The sequence below is a fragment of the Siphonobacter sp. BAB-5385 genome (assembly GCF_002261125.1).
In the GTDB taxonomy this organism is placed as follows: Bacteria; Bacteroidota; Bacteroidia; order Cytophagales; family Spirosomataceae; genus Siphonobacter.
On sequence record NZ_NMPS01000010.1, the window covers coordinates 1 to 18436 of the forward strand.

The following is an 18436-nucleotide window of genomic DNA, read 5'->3' on the forward strand; positions in this document are numbered from 1 at the left end:
CCAAGTAGTGTCTAACTTCTTGGGGGCACTCCAAATTTCCCGAGCCTTTTCTTTTACAGGTACTTATTATTGATCAAGTTTTCCCGTTCGGAATACCTCGTACAAACTCTGAATAAAAATGAGAATCAAAATGAAAGGCAGCAGGTGAGCCCCCCAGATGAACGCTTTGCCCGTAAACTGATACGTACCCGACGAAAATTGAATGAATACGTTCATGAAGGCCATCGAAGCAATGACCAGCAACAAAGCCAGCAACAACACCGCCGTACGTACCGGAAAAAACTTCTTGATTAATTCGCTCATCAAAATCGAAAAGACTACCGCCAGCAATACGAAAACTAAAGCCCGCGGGAAGTTTTTAATGTACGAGTAGCGATACAGCCAGATGCCCACCCGACCAATGAGATTGGGATGCGAAAGCAACCAGGCATCCGTTACTGCTAACACCAGATAGAGCAAATAGTGGGTACGAAAACGCATTCGAATAAGTAAAGTTTGAAGGTTTGGCGTTTAGAGTTTAGGGTTATTGAAATAGCACATCCATACCCTCGTGTCCTTGGTCTCCAATGCAGACTAACGCTAAACCCAAAACTGCTAAACGCTTAACAGAGTCTTAATTTTCCTGATACAATACCTGAGTTACGGTTTGGCCTACGGCTTTCATGACGTTTTTGTCAATGACCTCCATATTGTCCTTATGGGTATGGTGATAATCGCCGAAGGTTTTCGGATTATTAACCTTCATTTCCACAATGTCCACCATCGGGATTTTTGCCACTTCGTTAACCGCTACGTGATCGTCCGTCAGACCACCACCAGGTACCGGCAGAAAGTACTGATTATAGCCCAGTCGGCTCGCCGTATTCCAGATATTTTGTACAACGCTCGGAGCATATTGCAGGGAGTAACTCTCCTGCGGGAACTGAGCCCCCTTGGCTCCTACTAAATCCAGTAAAATCCCGTAATAGGCCGAATAACCCGGTTTATGCGGATTTTTCGCCCAATATTGAGAACCTAACGCCCAGTTGGATCGTCCCTGAGCAGGCGTCATTCCTTCTTTCTCGCCCCAATCTTCAATATCAAAGAAAATAATATCGATACCAACATTCGGTAGCGGCTGGGCCTTCAGATTGCGGGCAATCTCCAACAGTACGCCAACGCCGCTACCGCCGTCATTCGCTCCGTCGAAAGGTTTGTTCTTGTACTGAGCGACGGTGTCTTTATCCGCAAAGGGACGCGTATCCCAGTGAGCCGTTAACAGAATGCGTTTAGCAGCGTCGGGATTAATACTGCCGATGATGTTACGGGCATTGAGCTTGGTACCGTCGAAAGCCGTCTCGGTAAAGGTCTGCTCGGTCACCGCAAATCCATAACTTTTCAGCTTGGCTACCATCCAGTCGCCGCAGGCCCGATGGGCTTTTGAATTGGGAATACGAGGGCCAAAATCAACCTGCTTCTGGACAAAAGCATAGGCCGAATCCGCGTTGAACACCGGAGCTGGAGCCAGCTTCGTCTCCTCCGTGGCCGTACTCTCCGCACTTTTCGATTTTTCTTTACAGGATTCAAGTAATAGGCCGCCCATCAACAGCAGCCCAATCAGGGTGAGGGTACGTTTCATAGGTAGTTTGTGCAGTTTTCAGTTTGCGGTTTTCAGTTTTCAGTTCGTTTAGCCCTTGTCTTGCTCTTTTTACTGAAAACTGAAAACCATTAACTGACAACTAAATCTATTCTTCATACGCCCAGTCGATCCGTTGTTTCAGATCTTTAATGACCAGGCCATTTTGTTTAAATACGGAACGAATCTGATCGACTTTGTCGTATTGCTTCTGTGTTTTGAAATCACGGTACAGGTCCAGCAAACCATTGACCAGTGGCTCAAACGCTTCGTTACGCTCTTCTTTCAGACCCAGAATATCCAGGAAAAACGTAAGATAGGTGGCCTTGAGTTTTTCGAAAACCTCCGCTCCCAGCTGGGCAAACTGACTCTGCCCCATGTACAGCTGGTTGATTTTCTTCAACAGCGTAAATAGGTTTGCAATGGTCACAGCTGTGTTCAGGTCGTCGTTCATACCATCGTAAGCTCCTCCAATGGCTTTCTCGATTTCCTCCACCTGTTTGGGATCAATGCTTACGCTTTCATCGGCCACGTACTCCATTTCGCGGAGTAAACGTAGTCCATTCAACAGACGCTTGTATCCCTTTTGAGCCGCTTTCAGGGCTTCGTTGGAAAAGTCGAGGGTGGAACGGTATTGGCTTTGGAGCATGAAGAACCGGGTCGTCATGGGCGAATACGGCTGTTCAAGCAAGTGATGACTACCGGCAAACAACTCATTGGGCAGGAAGGAATTGCCCAGCGATTTCGACATTTTCTGACCATTTACCGTCAGCATGTTCGAGTGCATCCAGTACTTCACCGGCGAAACGCCATTCAGGCCCGTACCCTGAGCAATCTCGCATTCGTGGTGCGGGAATTTCAGGTCCATCCCGCCCCCGTGAATGTCAAACTGCGTCCCCAGGTATTTCGTACTCATGCAGGTACATTCCAGGTGCCAGCCTGGGAAGCCCAGTCCCCAGGGGCTTGGCCAACGCATGAGGTGATCGGGAGCGGCTTTTTTCCAGAGGGCAAAATCCAGCGGGTTTCGCTTCTCACCGACGCCATCCAGGTCGCGGGTTTCGCTGAGCAGATCTTCCAGAATACGACCAGAAAGTTTTCCGTAATCCTGTCCATTCTGGTTGTACTTTTCAATATCAAAGTACACCGATCCATTGGATTCGTAGGCTAAGCCTTTCTCAATCAAAGCTTTCACCGCTTCAATCTGCTCGACGATATGGCCCGTAGCCGTTGGTTCGATACTCGGTGGCAAGAAGTTGAATTTCGACAAGACCTGATGGAAATCATCCGTATAGCGGTGTACAATCTCCATGGGCTCCAGCTTTTCGAGGCGGGCCATACGACCAATCTTGTCTTCGCCCTCGTCGCTGTCGCCGGTCAGGTGCCCCACATCCGTCAGGTTACGAACGTACCGAACCTGATAACCAATGTGCCGTAGATACCGTACGAGTACATCAAAGGTGAGGAACGTCCGAACGTTGCCCAGGTGCACGTAATTATAGACGGTAGGCCCGCAGACGTACAGGCCCACGTGGGTCGGATGCAGGGGTTGAAAAACTTCTTTTTCCCGAGTCAGGGTATTATAAATCTTCAGGGATTGCATGAACGAAGGGAATTGAATGAGATTGGTACCGAAAGCTCAGTACGCAAAAAAGTGAAACAGTCGAAGATTACTGACCGTTCCAACATCGAAATACGCGGGAAGAAAAAGAAACAGTTGCCACGTGATACAGGGTTTCGCCGCAAAAGTAAGGAAAAGAGTTTCGAGTTTTCCGTTTTCCTTTTAGAGTTTTCAGTGATGGGTTTCGATTCATCGAATTAAAAATCTGTTACAGGTAGCTTTCGGATTACAAATCCGACAAGAGCGGGTGTAATTCTTCTTTCCTATTTCAGACCTGCAATTTAGGCTGTTCAAGATTACCCATTACGATCGGTATGAGCGTGACGAATGCAGAATTAAAAACCTACACTACTTGAGTCTCTCCTCAGTCGAACGCCCCAGCCCCGAAGGCAATGACCATGGCTATTCACATAAAACCCCTCTAGGGTTAAACGGTCATACTTCCCCTATTTAATCTAGGTTTGCCTCCTGACTCTCCAACCCCAAAGGGATTCAATGTCATTTGCCCCGTATGCAATGCGGGAATCGTCCCGCTCGGTAGGCACAGCCTACCAGCTTCTGCGTCCGTAGTACATACTACGGACAACCCGCCTCGCTACCTTTACCGGATTTTATCCTACCAAAACGGAAACGTAAAAAACGCGGCGGCTGCCGCTCAAAACGGAAAACTCAAAACCCAAAACTGAAAACTCCCCTATCTTTGACTAAAGATTCTTTCCCAGATACGCCATGTTATTGTTCGAAGTCGGTACCAATCCGAAAGCCCAACGTGAATTTTTGATGTTTCCCGTGCGTCTGTATCAAAACGACGCGAATTGGATTCGTCCGCTGGATCAGGACATTGAGTCAGTCTTTGATCCGCAGAAAAACAAAATGTTCAAACACGGGGAATGCATTCGCTGGATTTTACAGAACGACGCCGGACAAACCATTGGTCGGGTAGCCGCTTTCGTTGATCACGATAAGGCACACCTGGAAGAACAGCCCACGGGCGGAATGGGCTTTTTTGAGTGTATTGAGGACGAAAAAGCCGCCTTTGTTCTTTTCCAAGCGTGTAAGGAATGGCTGGAAAGCAAAGGTATGGAAGCGATGGACGGCCCCGTCAACTTCGGCGAACGCGAATCGTGGTGGGGACTGATGGTACAGGGCTGGGATCACGAACCCACGTACAAAATGCCCTGGACGAAAGCGTACTACATTCGCTTTTTCGAAACATACGGCTTCCAGGACTACTTCAAGCAGTTTGTCTATACCTCGCCGATTCGGGAAGTGGTGGTTGCTCCGGCGGTGGAAGAAAAAGCCCAGCGGATTTATGCCAATCCGGAATACACTTTTCAACACATCGAAAAAGCCAAACTCGATCAGTATACGGAGGACTTCCGCAGCATTTATAACAAAGCCTGGGCCAAATTTCCAGGTGTCAAACCGATGAGCAGCGAGCAGGCCGCTTCACTGGTGAAATCCATGAAACCTATTCTGGATGAACAACTGATCTGGTTTGCCTACGCAGGCGGCGAAGCCATTGCCTTCTTTATTGTCATTCCGGACCTGAACCAGATCGTGAAGCACCTCAACGGAAAGTTTGGTCTGGTACAGAAACTCAAGTTACTGTACTTGCTTAAATGGAAAAAGGTAGTCACCCGTACCTGCGGATTGATCTTTGGTGTGATTCCAGACTATCAAGGCAAGGGCGTCGAGTCGGCCATTGCCCTGCGTTTCCGTCAGGCAGGCCGTGACAATCCAGACTATCAGTACCATACCATCGACATGAACTGGGTAGGTGATTTTAATCCGCGAATGAACCGCTTCGTTTCGCAATTGGGGACCAAAATTGAAAAAACCTTTATTACGTATCGCTATCTGTTCGACCGTACCAAAGAGTTCAAACGCTGTCCACGGGTATAAGGCTTTGCCTACGCTTGTAAAGATTACCTTCTCCGGAGGGTAATCTTTTTTTGTTAAAGCGTTCGTACTAAGTAGTCTATCCGAAATTAAAATCTCTTTTCTCATTAAACCTGTCCCCCCTCAACCCCATCCCATTACTGATCTTTCTACGGTGTATGCGTGAACTCTTTACTCCATCCGTCTTTTCATCCGATGAAAAACACGCTCATTCAGTTGAAGCATTTGTATCAGCGGGCGGGCTTTGGAGCAAGTCCTGCTACGTTACAGCAAGCCAGTCGCCATTCCGTTCGGCGTGCGGTACAGGATCTTTTTAAGGACGCTCAGACCCCGCTTCCCCTGCACGTAGTCGATCCACAGCGAGTAGGCTATTCTCGGAAAGCATTACTGGAAATGGTCCTGCAGAAAGACCCCCTTTCAGAGGAACAGAAGAAGCAGTATATCCGGCAAATTGATCAGGGAAACCGGGAACTGATCGGGGATCTGAATTATGCCTGGGTTACGCAAATGGCATCCGGAACCAGCGTCTTTCGCGAAAAAATGACTTTGTTCTGGCATGGGCACTTCGCCTGCCGAAGTCTGAATCCTGCGTTCGTACAACGACAGAATAACACCATTCGTCAACATGCCCTGGGCAAGTTTGGCGACTTACTTCAGGCCATCGCTCAGGACCCTGCCATGCTTCAGTTTCTGAATAACCAGCAGAACCGGAAGCAAAGTCCGAATGAGAATTTTGCCCGTGAAGTCATGGAATTATTTACGCTGGGCCGGGGTCATTACAGCGAACAGGACATTAAGGAAGCCGCTCGTACGTTTACGGGTTGGGGCTTCAACCGGGAAGGAACCTTCGAAATCCGGAAAAATCAGCACGACGCCGGTACAAAAACCATTTTCGGGAAAACGGGCCCCTTCGATGGTACGGATACCTTATCGCTGATTCTGGAACGTCCCGAGACCGCTCCTTTTCTGGTCACTAAAATCTATCGGTATTTTGTCAACGACCGGCCCGACCCGGAGATCATTCAGCCGCTGGCCGCTGGTTTCCGTAAAAAGGACTACGACATCAGTTGGCTAATGCATGAGATTTTCACGTCCGACTGGTTTTATCGTCCCGAGAACATCGGGGTGAATATCAAATCCCCGGTCGAACTACTGGTAGGTTTCCAGCGTCAACTGGGCTTGAATTTTGGACAGAAACAGGCGGTCCTCTACGTTCAGAAAGCCCTGGATCAGGTCCTGTTTTATCCGCCCAACGTGGCGGGCTGGCCGGGAGGTGCTACCTGGATTGATTCCTCCAGTTTACTTTTACGGATGAAGCTGCCCGAAATCATTCTTCAGGCGGCTCAGCTGAATTTTAAAGCCAAAGCCGATGGCGACGTCAACACGGACTATCTGGCGAAGCGATCTAATAAACCTTTTCTCCAAACGCAGTTCGACTGGGAAGCCTTTGCCCAACCCTTCGCCGGGTTATCAACGGAAGCTTTGCTGGATGCGTTGAGTACGCATTTACTGGCCCGCCCGCTCCTGCCCTCGCAGCGAGATTTGTTACTGAAGCATCGTAAAAATAACGACTTGCAGGACTTCACTTTAGGAATTCTGACTTTGCCCGAGTATCAGCTTTGTTAACGAACACCTCCTCAAAAATGCCTACGCGTATGAATCGAAACGAATTTATTCGCCGCTCGGCTTTGGCTGCGGTCGGAACTTGGCTGATTCCGGATTTTGTGAAAGCGTACGAACGCGATCAGATCAACACGTTTCGCACGAACGATAAGGTGCTGGTCATTGTACAGTTCTCGGGCGGTAACGATGGTTTGAATACCCTCATCCCGTTCCGAAATGACATCTATTACCGCGAACGTCCCAAACTGGCCATCCCCGAAACAAAAGTCCTGAAACTTACGGATGAACTGGCCCTGCACCCGGCCCTTGAGAAACTTCGCTCCTGGTACGATCAGGGATACTTCCGCTTTCTAAACAACGTAGGATACCCCAACCCGGATCGTTCGCATTTTCGTTCGATGGACATCTGGCATACGGCCAGCGATGCCAGCGAATACCGGCAAACGGGCTGGATCGGACGTTACCTGGATGCTCAGTGTTCGGGAACCTGCCAACCGTATCAGGCCCTGGAAATTGACGATCAGCTCAGTTTGTCCATGAAGGGTGAACGCGTCAAAGGATTAGCCGTATCGGACCCTAAACGTTTGTATCAGCAAACGAAAAACCCCTTTTATCAGGAGCTGGCCCGAGCTAATCACGAAGCATACGCGAACGTCGATTACCTCTATAAAACTTTGGCGGAAACGTTGTCTTCATCGGCGTACATCCACGCGAAAACCGATGTCACCGGCACAACAGGTTCTTATCCAACGCACGAACTAGGCCGCCGCCTGAAAACCGTGGCGGACTTTATTCGATCCGGCGTTGATTCTAACGTCTACTACGTTTCCCACGGCAGTTTCGATACGCACGTGAACCAGCAGCCCAAACAGGAACAGTTGCTCAGACAATACGCCGAAGCACTCGATGTTTTTATGCAAGATCTGAAAGCCCAGCATAAACTGGACGAGGTGTTGGTGCTGACGTTCAGTGAATTTGGCCGTCGGGTCAAACAGAATGCCTCTAATGGTACCGACCACGGTACGGCTAATTGTGTCTTTCTGGCGGGGGGTAACTTGGCCCTTGATCGCCAGTATCAGGCCGTTCCCGATTTAAGCGATCTCGATCAGGGTGACCTGAAATACAAAGTCGATTTTCGTAATCTCTACGCTACCCTACTCGACCATTGGCTGGGAATTGATTCCACCGCTGTACTCGGCAAACCATTCCCGGGCCTGAAGCTTGCCTAGCAGCGAATAATCCGTTTATGGCATCAAACACCCACGTATAACTGCTAAACCTTATCGTTTCCTTCAGGTTTTCTCAAAAAAAAAGCGTATATTCAGTATGCTAGTAACTCATTCGATTCAATGCTTCAGAAAACCCGGGGTTTAGTACTCAATTACCTGCGTTACCGCGAAACGTCCATCATCGTTAAAATTTATACGGAAGAGTTTGGTCTGCAGACGTACATCGAAAATGGCGTTCGGAGTAGTAAAGGCAAAAACAAAATTGCCCTTTTTCAACCCCTTACCCTGCTCGATCTAGTCGTGTACTTTAAAGAAAGTGCGGGCATTCAACGCATTTCGGAACTCAAGGTCAATCATCCGTACCAGAGTATTCCGTTCGATGTGACCAAGTCGACCATTGCATTATTTATTACTGAGATTCTGGGTAAGACTCTGAAGGAAGAAAGTAGTAATCCATCCTTGTTTGGCTTTTTACGGGAAAGTCTCCTTTGGCTCGATCAGGCGACCACCGGGTATGAAAACTTCCACGTCTGGTTCCTGCTTCGGTTTAGTTTTTACCTGGGTTTTGAGCCCCAATCCGCCCAGCAATTAAGTCAGGAGCTAACCGACGCCGGCTATCGGGTATACGATGAAGAAGCCCTCAGCCGTCTCGATGACCTTCGAACCGATCCCGACACTAAAGTAAGCCGATCCATACGGAATTATTTGCTGGAAATTTTGTTAAAATTCTACGAGCTGCACGTGGATGGCATGGGCGAAGTGCGTTCGTTAGAGGTACTACGAACCATATTTTCGTAAGCATCATACGTCAAACAGGAGCAAAAGCGGAAACTTACGGATCAAGCGTTGGAAAAATTATTGCTTTACTTTGATCAAAATCTAAACAATTTTAGGAACGAGGTTTGTGAGCGTCATAAAATATCGCTACTTTTGCGTTCCAATTTTGAAAAGCACTGATTATTTAACGCAATAGCTCATGGCTAAGAAAGGCAACCGCATTCAGGTAATCCTCGAGTGCACCGAGCAAAAAACTTCAGGCGTTCCGGGCATGTCACGGTACGTAACGGTAAAAAACCGGAAGAACACTACGGCTCGTATCGAACTCAAAAAGTACAACCCTTTCCTGAAGAAGCATACGCTTCACAAGGAAATCAAGTAATTTCAGGCCCCAGTTATTCGTTAGGTGGCTCCTAACCGGCGATAACTGACAACTGGTTAGTGATCCACTGTATAACATTTTACTGAAATGGCAAAGAAAGTAGTAGCAACCCTGAAAAAAGAAGGTGGCGTTAAATACGCTAAAGTCATCAAAGCGGTGAAAAACCCTACGACGGGTGCCTATACCTTCAAAGAAGAAATCGTTCTTCAGGACGAAGCTCAGGCAGCTCTGAAAAACTAGTTGCTTGACTTTAAAAGTCTTGTTCTGATCCTCCGAACATTCTTCGGGGGATTTTTTGTTGTAGATTTGAACGTCGTTATCGGCTGGGACTCCAGGCTCTCGTTATATTCCTGTTGCTTTGTGACCCAGTACGTTCATAAAACCGATAACTAGCTACCCCGATAACGTAATCTCAAAAATGGGCTTATTCGATTTTTTCAGTAAGAAAAAGGAACAAATCCAACAGGAGCAGGCCGAATCGCTCGACAAAGGATTGGAAAAAACCAAAGATGGATTCTTTTCCAAACTGAGCCGGGCCATTGTCGGTAAATCGAAAGTGGACGAAGAAGTACTCGATGAACTGGAAGAAATTCTCATTTCTTCGGATGTGGGCGTTGAGACTACGGTAAAAATCATTCGTCGCATTGAAGATCGCGTAGCCCGGGATAAGTTTATGAGTACAAGTGAGCTGGATAGCATCCTGCGGGAAGAAATCGCGGTTCTCTTGTCTGAAAATAAATCCGCTGACGTATCGGGTGATTTCGAAACGCCACTAGGCGTTAAACCCTATGTCATCATGGTAGTCGGTGTAAACGGCGTGGGTAAAACCACCACGATCGGAAAACTGGCCGCTCAGTACCATAAAGCCGGTAAGAAAGTAGTACTCGGTGCGGGTGATACCTTCCGGGCCGCCGCCGTAGATCAACTTAAACTTTGGGGGGAACGCGTCGGTGTACCCGTGATCGATCACGGAATGAATACGGACCCCGCTTCGGTCGCATACGATGCTGTAAAACAGGGTACCGAAACCGGAGCCGACGTAGTGATTGTCGATACCGCGGGTCGTCTGCATACCAAAGTAAACCTGATGAATGAGCTGGCGAAAATCAAGCGGGTCATGCAGAAGTTTTCGGCAGAAGCTCCCCACGAAGTCCTGCTGGTACTCGATGGGTCAACGGGTCAGAATGCGTTCATTCAGGCTCAGGAATTTACCAAAGCCACGGAAGTAACGGCCTTAGCCATTACGAAACTCGATGGTACGGCCAAAGGTGGCGTTGTGATTGGTATTTCCGATCAGTTCAAGATTCCGGTGAAATACATCGGCGTTGGTGAGCGGATTGAAGATTTGCAGGTGTTCAGCAAACAGACCTTTGTAGAAAGTCTGTTCAAAAAATAATACTCCTTTTGATTACCGTAAAAGCTACCCGTTGTGGTAGCTTTTTTTATGTACTTTGTGTTCAACTGATGGTTTAAGCCGTGAAAATTCCCATTCAAAACCTATACTATCTATTATGCTACGCCTGGGATAAACTGGAGGAACGGGATCTGGTTAAAGTATCGGCAACGGATCAGACATCCTTGCTTGAGCTACTGACACAGGTACTCGTGAAAGGAAGCTCGCGACTTTTTAAGCAAGGCATGGTTCATACCTATGAACCCGAGCAAGTTACGATGCCAACTATACGCGGAAAATTATTGTTTACGGAAAGCCTTCAGAAAAATGAATTCAGGTACGGACGGGCCGCATGTGAGATTGATCAGTATACGCCTAACCACACAGTCCATCAAATTCTGAAAAGTACCTTTCGTCGCCTACTCAAACTTAAAACCTCCCCGTTCCAGTCTTCCGTACGGCATCTGTACACGCGTATGCAAGGCATCGATGAGATCAGACTAACCGATCGGGTCTTTCGCCACACATCTTTACCCCGTACGCAATTACCCTACCGTTTTCTACTAAACGTATGCGAGCTGATTCATAAGAACTTACTGGTGGACGAAGCAACGGGTCAGTATCAGTTTCAGGATTTCTGGCGGGATGAAAAACAGATGGCGGGTTTGTTCGAAGCCTTCGTTCGCAACTTTTATCGCTATGAACTCCCACAGTGGCGGGTACGCCGTGAGACCATTCACTGGCAACTGAAAGCCAATGAAACGGATCAGACGCTATTACCGCTCATGCAAACGGACTTAACGCTGGAACAGGGGCATCGTAAGGTCATCATTGATACAAAATACTACACAGAGACGTTTCAGCGGCGATTTGAAGTCCGCAAAATTCACTCGCCGCATTTGTACCAGTTATTTGCGTACCTGAAAAATCAGCCCGCTTCCGCTACGGGCATTCTGCTGTATCCCACCGTTACGGAATCCGTATCGGCAACGTTTACCGATCAGTCGCACCAGATTCGGGTACATACGCTCAATCTGAATCAACATTGGACGGGCATTCGGGAGGAGTTGATGAACTTGATACGTGATTGATTTTCTCGGGTAACGAAGGGTCAAGTCCACATTACGGTAATCCGAAAACTCGTTGGCTGGAATCGCCCTACTACGTAGACTACTATCTAACCTCTTTCCTTTTCAACAAACAAAAATTGCCAGCCTGTAGACTGGCAATTTCGATTCGCATTACTGGCTTTTCTTAGCTGGCTCTTTCCACTCGTTCAGTTCAATCTGATAGCCATCGGGATCGGGCACGTAAATCTGCTTTACGCCATCAAAACGCACCTGCGAATGGTAGGGCAGATTTTTGCTCTTTAAAAAAGCCTCTGCTTTATCGATCGATTCCACAAAAACAGCAAAGTGACTTCCGTTTCTGTCGTTGTATACGGGTGTCGTACGTCCGGCCATCAGGTGAATTTGCTGATCAGGACCGATTTTGAACCACGAACGGATGGCTTTCAGATTATCGGGCACTTCAATCCGTTCCAGGCCCAGAATTTCCGAATAAAATTTCGTCGAAACCGGTAAATCCTTCACCTGCAAAGCCAGGTGATTGTGTTTGATAACGCCCAGTTTTTCCTGAGCTGAAGCCGCCAGACTCATGACTGTAAGACTGAATAGGATTAGTAGGGTACGCATGTAAAGTAGAAGTTAGAGGTACAAAAAAAGTCGTTACCCCGAATGCTTAAACTCCAGGGTAACGACTTCGTAATTCTTTTGAGATCAAGGGATGGGCAGCACTTTGCTTTCCTTGAACGTAGACAGGATAACCATCGTTTGGGTGCTGGCTACTTCTTCAATTTCATTGATTTTTTCCAGCATCAGGCGTTGGTACGAAGCAATGTCTTTTGAAATTACTTTCAGCAGAAAATCACCGGAACCTGTAATGTGGTGACATTCTACGACTTCAGGAATCTCATTGATTTTCTCTACGAAAGAATCCGTTACCTGTTTTTTGTGACCTACCAGCGTGATCTGTACGAAGGTCGTTACGCCTAAACCTACTTTCTCCCGATCCAGTTGAGCGTGGTAGCTCTGTATGATTCCGGAAGTTTCTAATTTTTTAACCCGTTCCAGCGTCGGAGCGGGTGACAAGCCAATTTCTTTAGAAAGTTGAGCGTTCGTAATCTTGGCATTCGACTGAAGTATTTCAAGAACTTTGCGGTCGATGTGATCGAGTTTCTGAAGTGTGTTCATATGCTATACGCAGAGGGCGAAAATATTATTTGGTGGATAGCTTAACTTTCGCTCACAAATTTCACAAATATACGGCAATTAAGCACGATGGTAAAATATAATTTTTTTTAATGTCTAAATTTTAGTGTAATATCTTAATAAAACCTTAATCCGCTAAACAAAGATTATTTTCTATAGGTCTTTCATTTTCATACTTTTAGGGCCATTTTCCTCAAATGGGGTGCAAATGTCGGGAATTCTTTAGCCTTAATGTACTATATGTAGTATTATTTTTTTCAAAACGGGTTTTCCTTCTCTATTTTGGAGAAGAATCGTTTGTTAACGAAACAGCTAATTTTGAAAAAGCCTTATACCGATGTCGCTAGCTCCTATCGACTTTGACGGGGCTGGGGTGTATCTTTGCGGTACTCACTTACTGTTGATCGTCCTTGTTATTTCGAGAAGTTCCCGGTTTAGAAGCTTTAAAAGAAACGCTGATTCAGTCGGTCACGAATCAGCATGTGGCTCATGCCCAGTTGTTTCACGGCCCGAGTGGCAGTGGAAACCTGGCACTGGCTCTGGCCTATGCCACGTACCTGAATTGTGAAGATCGGCAGGCCACGGATGCCTGCGGTCGTTGTGCTTCCTGCGTAAAAATGCAGAAGCTGGCACACCCCGACGTACATCATATCTTTCCGGTTGCCATTACCAAAAAAATCAAGGATAACGAATCCGATGCATACATGCCCTTATGGCGGGAATTTGTGGCCGCTCAGCCCTTCGGTACGCTCTCCGACTGGCTTACGTTCATTGGCGTGGAAGGCAATCGACAGGGAAACATTTCGGCGGAGGAAGCCCGTAACGTCATTCGGAAAATTTCGCTGAAAGCCTACGAAGGCGAATACAAAATTCTGATGCTCTGGCAGCCTGAATTGCTGAACGTATACTCGGCCAATGCTCTGCTGAAAATTCTGGAAGAACCACCCGCTAAAACGATTTTCCTGCTCGTCTGTACGGATGCCAACCGGCTTCTGACGACCATTATTTCACGGACCCAACGCGTCGGGGTTCCCGCTTTTACGGAAGAAGAAGTAAGTCGGTATTTACAGGAAAAAGCGGGAACGGAGGAAAAACGAGCCCGCCATCTGTCCTATCTGGCCGAAGGAAATCTGGGATACGCCTTGCAACTCGCTCAGGGCGAGGGCAATGATGACCAGCCCTGGTTTGCTCAGTGGATGCGGCATTGTTACCGGGGCGTACCGGCCTTTGGTGACCTCATCAAGCTGGCGGACGAGTTTGATACGCAACCGAAGGAACAACAAAAAAGCCTGATGGAGTACAGCCTGAATCTGTTTCGGGATTTGATGCTCTGGCAGAACGGGGCTCAGGAGCTGGTTCGACTGGATGGCGAGGAACTGACCTTTGTACAGAATTTCTCGAAAGTCATTCCTCCGGAACGTATCCCCCTGATTACGGAGGAATTAAATGCGGCATTTTTTCACCTGGAACGGAACGTTCGGGCCAAAATGATTTTTATGGATTTGTCCCTGACGCTCGCCCGGTTGATGCGAAAGTAAGTCAGGGAAGTGTTTGGTTTAAGGTTTGATAAAGTTTGAGTGGGTTTGAATGTTTCACGAGGTTTGACGTTTGCGGGCGTCTGAAGTTTCAGGATAATATCTGATGATTCAGGATAATCTCTGATGATTCAGGCCAAGATGATTAATTGTTAAACATTCATTCAAACTTCAAACGTAGCTCCAACCCGTTTGAGGGTATGAACAAGACGACTTAACCATTAAACCTGTCTCAAACCTTATCAAACCTATATCAAACCCATTCAAACCTATATTCTTAGACAAGATTAACAATGAAAGTTAGAATAGGATCACGCGGATCGAAACTGGCCTTATGGCAGGCCGAATACGTAGCCGAACAGCTACGGCAGGGCGGCATGGACCCTGAAATCGTTATTATTGATACGAAAGGCGATAAAATACTGGATCGCTCTCTTTCAAAAATTGGATCGAAAGGCGTTTTCACCGAAGAACTGGAAGAACAACTCCGAACCGGTGCTATTGATATTGCCCAGCACTCCGCGAAAGACTTGCAATCGTCCCTGCCGGATGATCTGGAAATTCTGGCTTTCACCCCCCGCGAAGCCGTCAACGATGTACTGGTCAGCTTCAATACTGAACTTTCGCTGGAATCGGGCGAGCCTTTTGTGGTGGGAACGTCCAGTACGCGTCGGGTAGCTACGTTGAAGCGGCATTATCCGCACATCAAAGTGGTAGATATGCGGGGAAATCTGCAAACCCGTCTCGAAAAACTGAAAAATGGTGCCTGCGATGCCTTGCTGCTGGCTTACGCCGGTGTCCACCGGATGGGCTACGAAGAGTACATTGCCGAACATTTGCCGACGGACGTCTTCACCCCAGCAGTGGGTCAGGGTAGCGTAGCCATCGAATGTGCCGTGGGTCTCGACGCCACTAAAAAAGCCCGGATTCGGGAATTGCTAAACGACCCGGTAACGGAAAGCTGCATTCGAGCCGAACGGATTTTCCTGGCGACGCTACAGGGTGGCTGTAGTATTCCGGTTTACGGACTGGCTTCGCATTTCAATGGTCGGGTCAGTCTGACGGCGGGTCTGATTTCCCTCGATGGTACGCAGGAATTACGCCGCACGGAAATTGCGGATACGGCTCAGGCCAACCTGATGGCTCAGCGGCTGGCCGATCAGCTGGTAGCCCAGGGCGGTGGCGATATTTTGCGGGAAATCCGGTCGGGCCTGGCTCAATAATCCATCACAACGAATTTTTGGCGTATTTATGACCTTACCGACTGCTGTTTTAAAAAGCAAATGGATCGGCGTGTTGCTGCTCTGTTCCTTCTGTTCCTTCGCCCAAAAACGCGAGAACCTGATTACGATTGATACGAAGTACGGTCCCATCCGGATGATTCTTTACGATCAAACGCCCAAGCACAAAGCGAATTTTCTCAAGCTTACCAAAGAGCACTTCTACGATGGTGTACTCTTTCACCGGGTCATTCCAGCCTTTATGATTCAGGGCGGCGACCCAAAATCAAAACAGGCGACGGCGGATGAAATGCTGGGCGACGGCGATGTCGGCTATACCATTCCAGCGGAGTTTGTCCCCGAGCTTTTCCACCAACGCGGAGCCATAGGGGCAGCCCGCGACAATAATCCACAGAAAGCGTCTTCGGGTTGTCAGTTTTACATTGTTCAGGGAAAAACCTACGACGATGCCTCACTTGAAACCCAGGCCCGGCGAGCCGGACGAACCCTGACCGAGGCTCAGAAACAGATCTACAAAACCAAAGGCGGTACCCCCTGGCTGGATGGGAATTATACCGTATTCGGGCAGGTCATTGATGGGTTGGCTGCCGTAGACAGTATTGCTGCCCAGCCCCGCAACGAAGCCAACCGGCCTGATACCAATGTGGCGATGCTGAAAGTTACCAGTAAAAAAATGCGTAAGAAAAAAATTACCCGTCTATACGGTTATACTTTTCCCAAGTAAGTACCCTACTTTTGCGTAAGGCCACTCCTATCTATTCTTTCTTCGTCTATGACGCCCAAAAAAATATTGATCACCGGTACAAACGGTTTACTCGGTCAAAAACTGATTACCTTATTACATCAAAATCCGGACATTCAACTGATTGCTACGGCTCGCGGAGCCAATCGCCTCCCCTTTACGGATGGTTACGAATACCACGAAATGGACATTACCGATCCGGCTCAGGTAGCCATCGTAATGGAAACGGTACGTCCTGATGTAGTCATTCATGCCGCAGCCATGACTAATGTGGACCAGTGCGAATTCGAAAAAGAATTATGCTGGAAAATGAACGTACTGGCGGTAGAATACCTCGTAGAAGCCTGTCAGAAACACGATACGTTCCTCTGCCACGTTTCAACGGACTTCATTTTTGACGGCGTCAACGGCCCTTATCCGGAAGAAGCTCAACCCAGTCCGCTGAGCTTTTACGGCTGGAGCAAGTATGCCGCCGAAGAAGTCGTAAAACGATCGAACATTCGCTGGGCCATTGCCCGTACGGTGCTGGTATACGGCATCGCGGCAGATATGAGCCGCAGCAATATCATTCTCTGGGTGAAAAAATCACTCGAAGAAGGCAAAACTATCAAGGTGGTGACGGATCAGTTCCGCTCACCGACGCTGGCCGAAGATCTGGCCATGGGTTGCTGGCTGATTGCCCAGCAGGAAGCCCTGGGCATTTTCAACATTTCCGGCAAGGAAGTGATGACGCCCTATGAGATGGCCATGGCCACCGCAGCGTATTTCAATCTCGATAAATCCCTCATTACCGAAGCCGATTCAAGCACTTTTACGCAACCCGCCAAGCGGCCGCCGCGGACGGGTTTCATTCTCGACAAAGCCCGCAACGTACTGGGTTATGAACCGCATAGTTTTACCGAAGGAATCGCCATTCTGGCCGAACAGGTGGCTGAACGCGTATAAGGCCTTTTAGAGTTTGGAACGCGGACGGAACCATTCGTCCGCGTTCTTTTTTTGTATGCCATGAAATCCCTGGAAGAGCAACTCAATACGTACGGACGCGAACGGCGTCCCTGCCTCTTCATTCTTGACTTTGAAAATCAGTACCCGCTGATCTGGCCGCTGGACGACGTACCGGAGGCAGACGTCTGGTACGATCTAAACGGTCGGACTAACGTTTCTGCCGAACCTACTGTTTCAACTGGTTTTTCGTTTACAAAAGAGCCCCTGCCTTTCGCGGCATTCGAAGAAAAATTCAGGTACGTTCATCAGGAGTTGAAAAATGGAAATTCCTTTTTAACCAACCTGACCGCCCGTACCCGCGTTCATACTTCACTGGGTTTTCAGGACATTTTTCAGCGAAGTAAGGCTCGCTACAAGCTCTGGCTTTCGAAATCGCTCTTAGAAAAAGCCGGGCCGCCTTTTCAGAAGGAAGTACTCTGTTTTTCTCCCGAAATCTTCGTTCGTATTCAGGACGGGTTGATTTCCAGTCACCCCATGAAGGGTACGCTGGATGCTTCCCTCCCCAACGCCCGTGAACAGCTACTGGCCGACGCGAAGGAACGCTTTGAGCACGCCACCATTGTCGATTTGATTCGCAACGATCTGGCCCAGATTACCACCGAACGCTGGGTCGAACGATTTCGATACGTGGAGGAAGTACCCACGCACGAGAAAACGCTCTTGCAGGTAAGTTCTGAAATCAAGGGTCGTTTACCCGAAGACTGGCAGAGCCAGCTCGGTACGCTGCTTTTGAAAGTATTGCCCGCCGGTTCCATCACGGGAGCTCCCAAGCCCAAAACCGTAGAAATTATCCAGCAGGCCGAACAGGAACCCCGCGGCTACTATACCGGGATCGTGGGTATGTTTGACGGCGAAAATCTGGATTCCGGCGTATTGATTCGTTTTCTGGAACAGACTAATGACGGTACGTTCTTCCGTTCCGGCGGCGGTATTACTTTTCTGAGTGAAGCCGAAAAAGAGTACCAGGAACTGATTGATAAGGTGTATTTGCCTTTTTCATAAAAGGTCGTTCATTTATGTCGTCTTCACCAGATAGCATTTCGTCTTGCAAGCCTAGCTGTTCGGTAGCCTATGAGCCTCTCCACGCCTAACGACAGCCTGCAC

At 48.2% G+C, this 18436-nt stretch carries 18 protein-coding genes; 13 read left to right on the forward strand and 5 right to left on the reverse strand.

Annotated elements, in window-relative coordinates; genetic code table 11:
- Positions 1-66 precede the first annotated feature (66 nt).
- The 3 genes from BWI93_RS00785 to cysS all read right to left on the reverse strand — a co-directional run bounded on the left by BWI93_RS00785 (position 67) and on the right by cysS (position 3215).
- On the reverse strand, positions 67-480 hold the full coding sequence (locus BWI93_RS00785; protein WP_094808275.1) for a hypothetical protein: 414 nt from the start codon (positions 478-480) through the stop codon (positions 67-69).
- A 133-nt stretch (positions 481-613) separates the two neighbouring features.
- A complete protein-coding gene (locus BWI93_RS00790; RefSeq protein ID WP_255157672.1) occupies positions 614-1618 on the reverse strand; it encodes a M28 family peptidase in 1005 nt (334 codons plus the stop codon).
- A gap of 106 nt (positions 1619-1724) precedes the next feature.
- A complete protein-coding gene (cysS, locus tag BWI93_RS00795; protein ID WP_094808276.1) occupies positions 1725-3215 on the reverse strand; it encodes a cysteine--tRNA ligase in 1491 nt (496 codons plus the stop codon).
- A 747-nt stretch (positions 3216-3962) separates the two neighbouring features.
- On the opposite strand from cysS, the gene BWI93_RS00805 reads away from it, so the two are divergent.
- The 8 genes from BWI93_RS00805 to BWI93_RS00840 all read left to right on the forward strand — a co-directional run bounded on the left by BWI93_RS00805 (position 3963) and on the right by BWI93_RS00840 (position 11630).
- Entirely contained in the window at positions 3963-5138 is a 1176-nt protein-coding gene (locus tag BWI93_RS00805) for a hypothetical protein (protein ID WP_094808278.1), read from the forward strand.
- A gap of 192 nt (positions 5139-5330) precedes the next feature.
- A complete protein-coding gene (locus BWI93_RS00810; RefSeq protein ID WP_094808279.1) occupies positions 5331-6761 on the forward strand; it encodes a DUF1800 family protein in 1431 nt (476 codons plus the stop codon).
- A gap of 29 nt (positions 6762-6790) precedes the next feature.
- Entirely contained in the window at positions 6791-7987 is a 1197-nt protein-coding gene (locus tag BWI93_RS00815) for a DUF1501 domain-containing protein (protein WP_094808280.1), read from the forward strand.
- A gap of 120 nt (positions 7988-8107) precedes the next feature.
- Entirely contained in the window at positions 8108-8785 is a 678-nt protein-coding gene (gene recO / locus BWI93_RS00820) for a DNA repair protein RecO (RefSeq protein ID WP_094808281.1), read from the forward strand.
- A 178-nt stretch (positions 8786-8963) separates the two neighbouring features.
- Positions 8964-9146: a 50S ribosomal protein L33 gene (gene rpmG, locus BWI93_RS00825; RefSeq protein ID WP_094808282.1), complete on the forward strand. Its 183-nt coding sequence runs from the start codon at positions 8964-8966 to the stop codon at positions 9144-9146.
- Between the two features lie 87 nt (positions 9147-9233).
- Positions 9234-9386 (forward strand): DUF4295 domain-containing protein, encoded by a 153-nt coding sequence (locus BWI93_RS00830; RefSeq protein ID WP_094808283.1) that lies wholly within the window; start codon positions 9234-9236, stop codon positions 9384-9386.
- A gap of 178 nt (positions 9387-9564) precedes the next feature.
- Positions 9565-10542, forward strand: a complete 978-nt coding sequence (ftsY, locus tag BWI93_RS00835) for a signal recognition particle-docking protein FtsY (RefSeq protein ID WP_094808284.1) — start codon at positions 9565-9567, stop codon at positions 10540-10542.
- An 80-nt stretch (positions 10543-10622) separates the two neighbouring features.
- Entirely contained in the window at positions 10623-11630 is a 1008-nt protein-coding gene (locus tag BWI93_RS00840; RefSeq protein WP_094808285.1) for a hypothetical protein, read from the forward strand.
- Between the two features lie 150 nt (positions 11631-11780).
- On the opposite strand, the gene BWI93_RS00845 is transcribed toward BWI93_RS00840, so the two are convergent.
- Together BWI93_RS00845 and BWI93_RS00850 are read right to left on the reverse strand one after the other, a co-directional pair.
- Positions 11781-12233: a VOC family protein gene (locus tag BWI93_RS00845; RefSeq protein WP_094808286.1), complete on the reverse strand. Its 453-nt coding sequence runs from the start codon at positions 12231-12233 to the stop codon at positions 11781-11783.
- 84 nt (positions 12234-12317) lie between these two features.
- Positions 12318-12791, reverse strand: coding sequence for an Lrp/AsnC family transcriptional regulator (locus tag BWI93_RS00850; RefSeq protein ID WP_094808287.1), 474 nt, complete (start codon positions 12789-12791; stop codon positions 12318-12320).
- A gap of 428 nt (positions 12792-13219) precedes the next feature.
- On the opposite strand from BWI93_RS00850, the gene holB reads away from it, so the two are divergent.
- The 5 genes from holB to BWI93_RS00875 all read left to right on the forward strand — a co-directional run bounded on the left by holB (position 13220) and on the right by BWI93_RS00875 (position 18334).
- Positions 13220-14347: a DNA polymerase III subunit delta' gene (gene holB, locus BWI93_RS00855; protein ID WP_094808288.1), complete on the forward strand. Its 1128-nt coding sequence runs from the start codon at positions 13220-13222 to the stop codon at positions 14345-14347.
- 290 nt (positions 14348-14637) lie between these two features.
- Complete coding sequence (gene hemC, locus BWI93_RS00860) at positions 14638-15567, forward strand: hydroxymethylbilane synthase (RefSeq protein ID WP_094808289.1); 930 nt, start codon at positions 14638-14640, stop codon at positions 15565-15567.
- A gap of 28 nt (positions 15568-15595) precedes the next feature.
- Positions 15596-16309: a peptidylprolyl isomerase gene (locus tag BWI93_RS00865; protein ID WP_094808290.1), complete on the forward strand. Its 714-nt coding sequence runs from the start codon at positions 15596-15598 to the stop codon at positions 16307-16309.
- A 48-nt stretch (positions 16310-16357) separates the two neighbouring features.
- Positions 16358-17272, forward strand: coding sequence for an SDR family oxidoreductase (locus BWI93_RS00870; RefSeq protein ID WP_094808291.1), 915 nt, complete (start codon positions 16358-16360; stop codon positions 17270-17272).
- Positions 17273-17332: 60 nt separating this feature from the next.
- Positions 17333-18334 carry an aminodeoxychorismate synthase component I gene (locus BWI93_RS00875; protein ID WP_094808292.1) on the forward strand — a complete coding sequence of 334 codons (1002 nt, stop codon included), beginning with the start codon at positions 17333-17335 and terminating at the stop codon, positions 18332-18334.
- Positions 18335-18436: the final 102 nt, after the last annotated feature.

Bases quoted from the DNA above. Each gene is read 5' to 3' on its own strand.
- BWI93_RS00805 (WP_094808278.1), top strand. From the start codon at position 3,963: ATGTTATTGTTCGAAGTCGGTACCAATCCGAAAGCCCAACGTGAATTT.
- BWI93_RS00830 (WP_094808283.1), top strand. From the start codon at position 9,234: ATGGCAAAGAAAGTAGTAGCAACCCTGAAAAAAGAAGGTGGCGTTAAA.
- BWI93_RS00865 (WP_094808290.1), top strand. From the start codon at position 15,596: ATGACCTTACCGACTGCTGTTTTAAAAAGCAAATGGATCGGCGTGTTG.
- BWI93_RS00815 (WP_094808280.1), top strand. From the start codon at position 6,791: ATGAATCGAAACGAATTTATTCGCCGCTCGGCTTTGGCTGCGGTCGGA.
- BWI93_RS00790 (WP_255157672.1), bottom strand. From the start codon at position 1,618: ATGAAACGTACCCTCACCCTGATTGGGCTGCTGTTGATGGGCGGCCTA.
- recO (WP_094808281.1), top strand. From the start codon at position 8,108: ATGCTTCAGAAAACCCGGGGTTTAGTACTCAATTACCTGCGTTACCGC.
- hemC (WP_094808289.1), top strand. From the start codon at position 14,638: ATGAAAGTTAGAATAGGATCACGCGGATCGAAACTGGCCTTATGGCAG.
- cysS (WP_094808276.1), bottom strand. From the start codon at position 3,215: ATGCAATCCCTGAAGATTTATAATACCCTGACTCGGGAAAAAGAAGTT.
- BWI93_RS00875 (WP_094808292.1), top strand. From the start codon at position 17,333: ATGAAATCCCTGGAAGAGCAACTCAATACGTACGGACGCGAACGGCGT.
- rpmG (WP_094808282.1), top strand. From the start codon at position 8,964: ATGGCTAAGAAAGGCAACCGCATTCAGGTAATCCTCGAGTGCACCGAG.
- ftsY (WP_094808284.1), top strand. From the start codon at position 9,565: ATGGGCTTATTCGATTTTTTCAGTAAGAAAAAGGAACAAATCCAACAG.
- BWI93_RS00785 (WP_094808275.1), bottom strand. From the start codon at position 480: ATGCGTTTTCGTACCCACTATTTGCTCTATCTGGTGTTAGCAGTAACG.
- BWI93_RS00845 (WP_094808286.1), bottom strand. From the start codon at position 12,233: ATGCGTACCCTACTAATCCTATTCAGTCTTACAGTCATGAGTCTGGCG.
- BWI93_RS00810 (WP_094808279.1), top strand. From the start codon at position 5,331: ATGAAAAACACGCTCATTCAGTTGAAGCATTTGTATCAGCGGGCGGGC.
- BWI93_RS00870 (WP_094808291.1), top strand. From the start codon at position 16,358: ATGACGCCCAAAAAAATATTGATCACCGGTACAAACGGTTTACTCGGT.
- BWI93_RS00850 (WP_094808287.1), bottom strand. From the start codon at position 12,791: ATGAACACACTTCAGAAACTCGATCACATCGACCGCAAAGTTCTTGAA.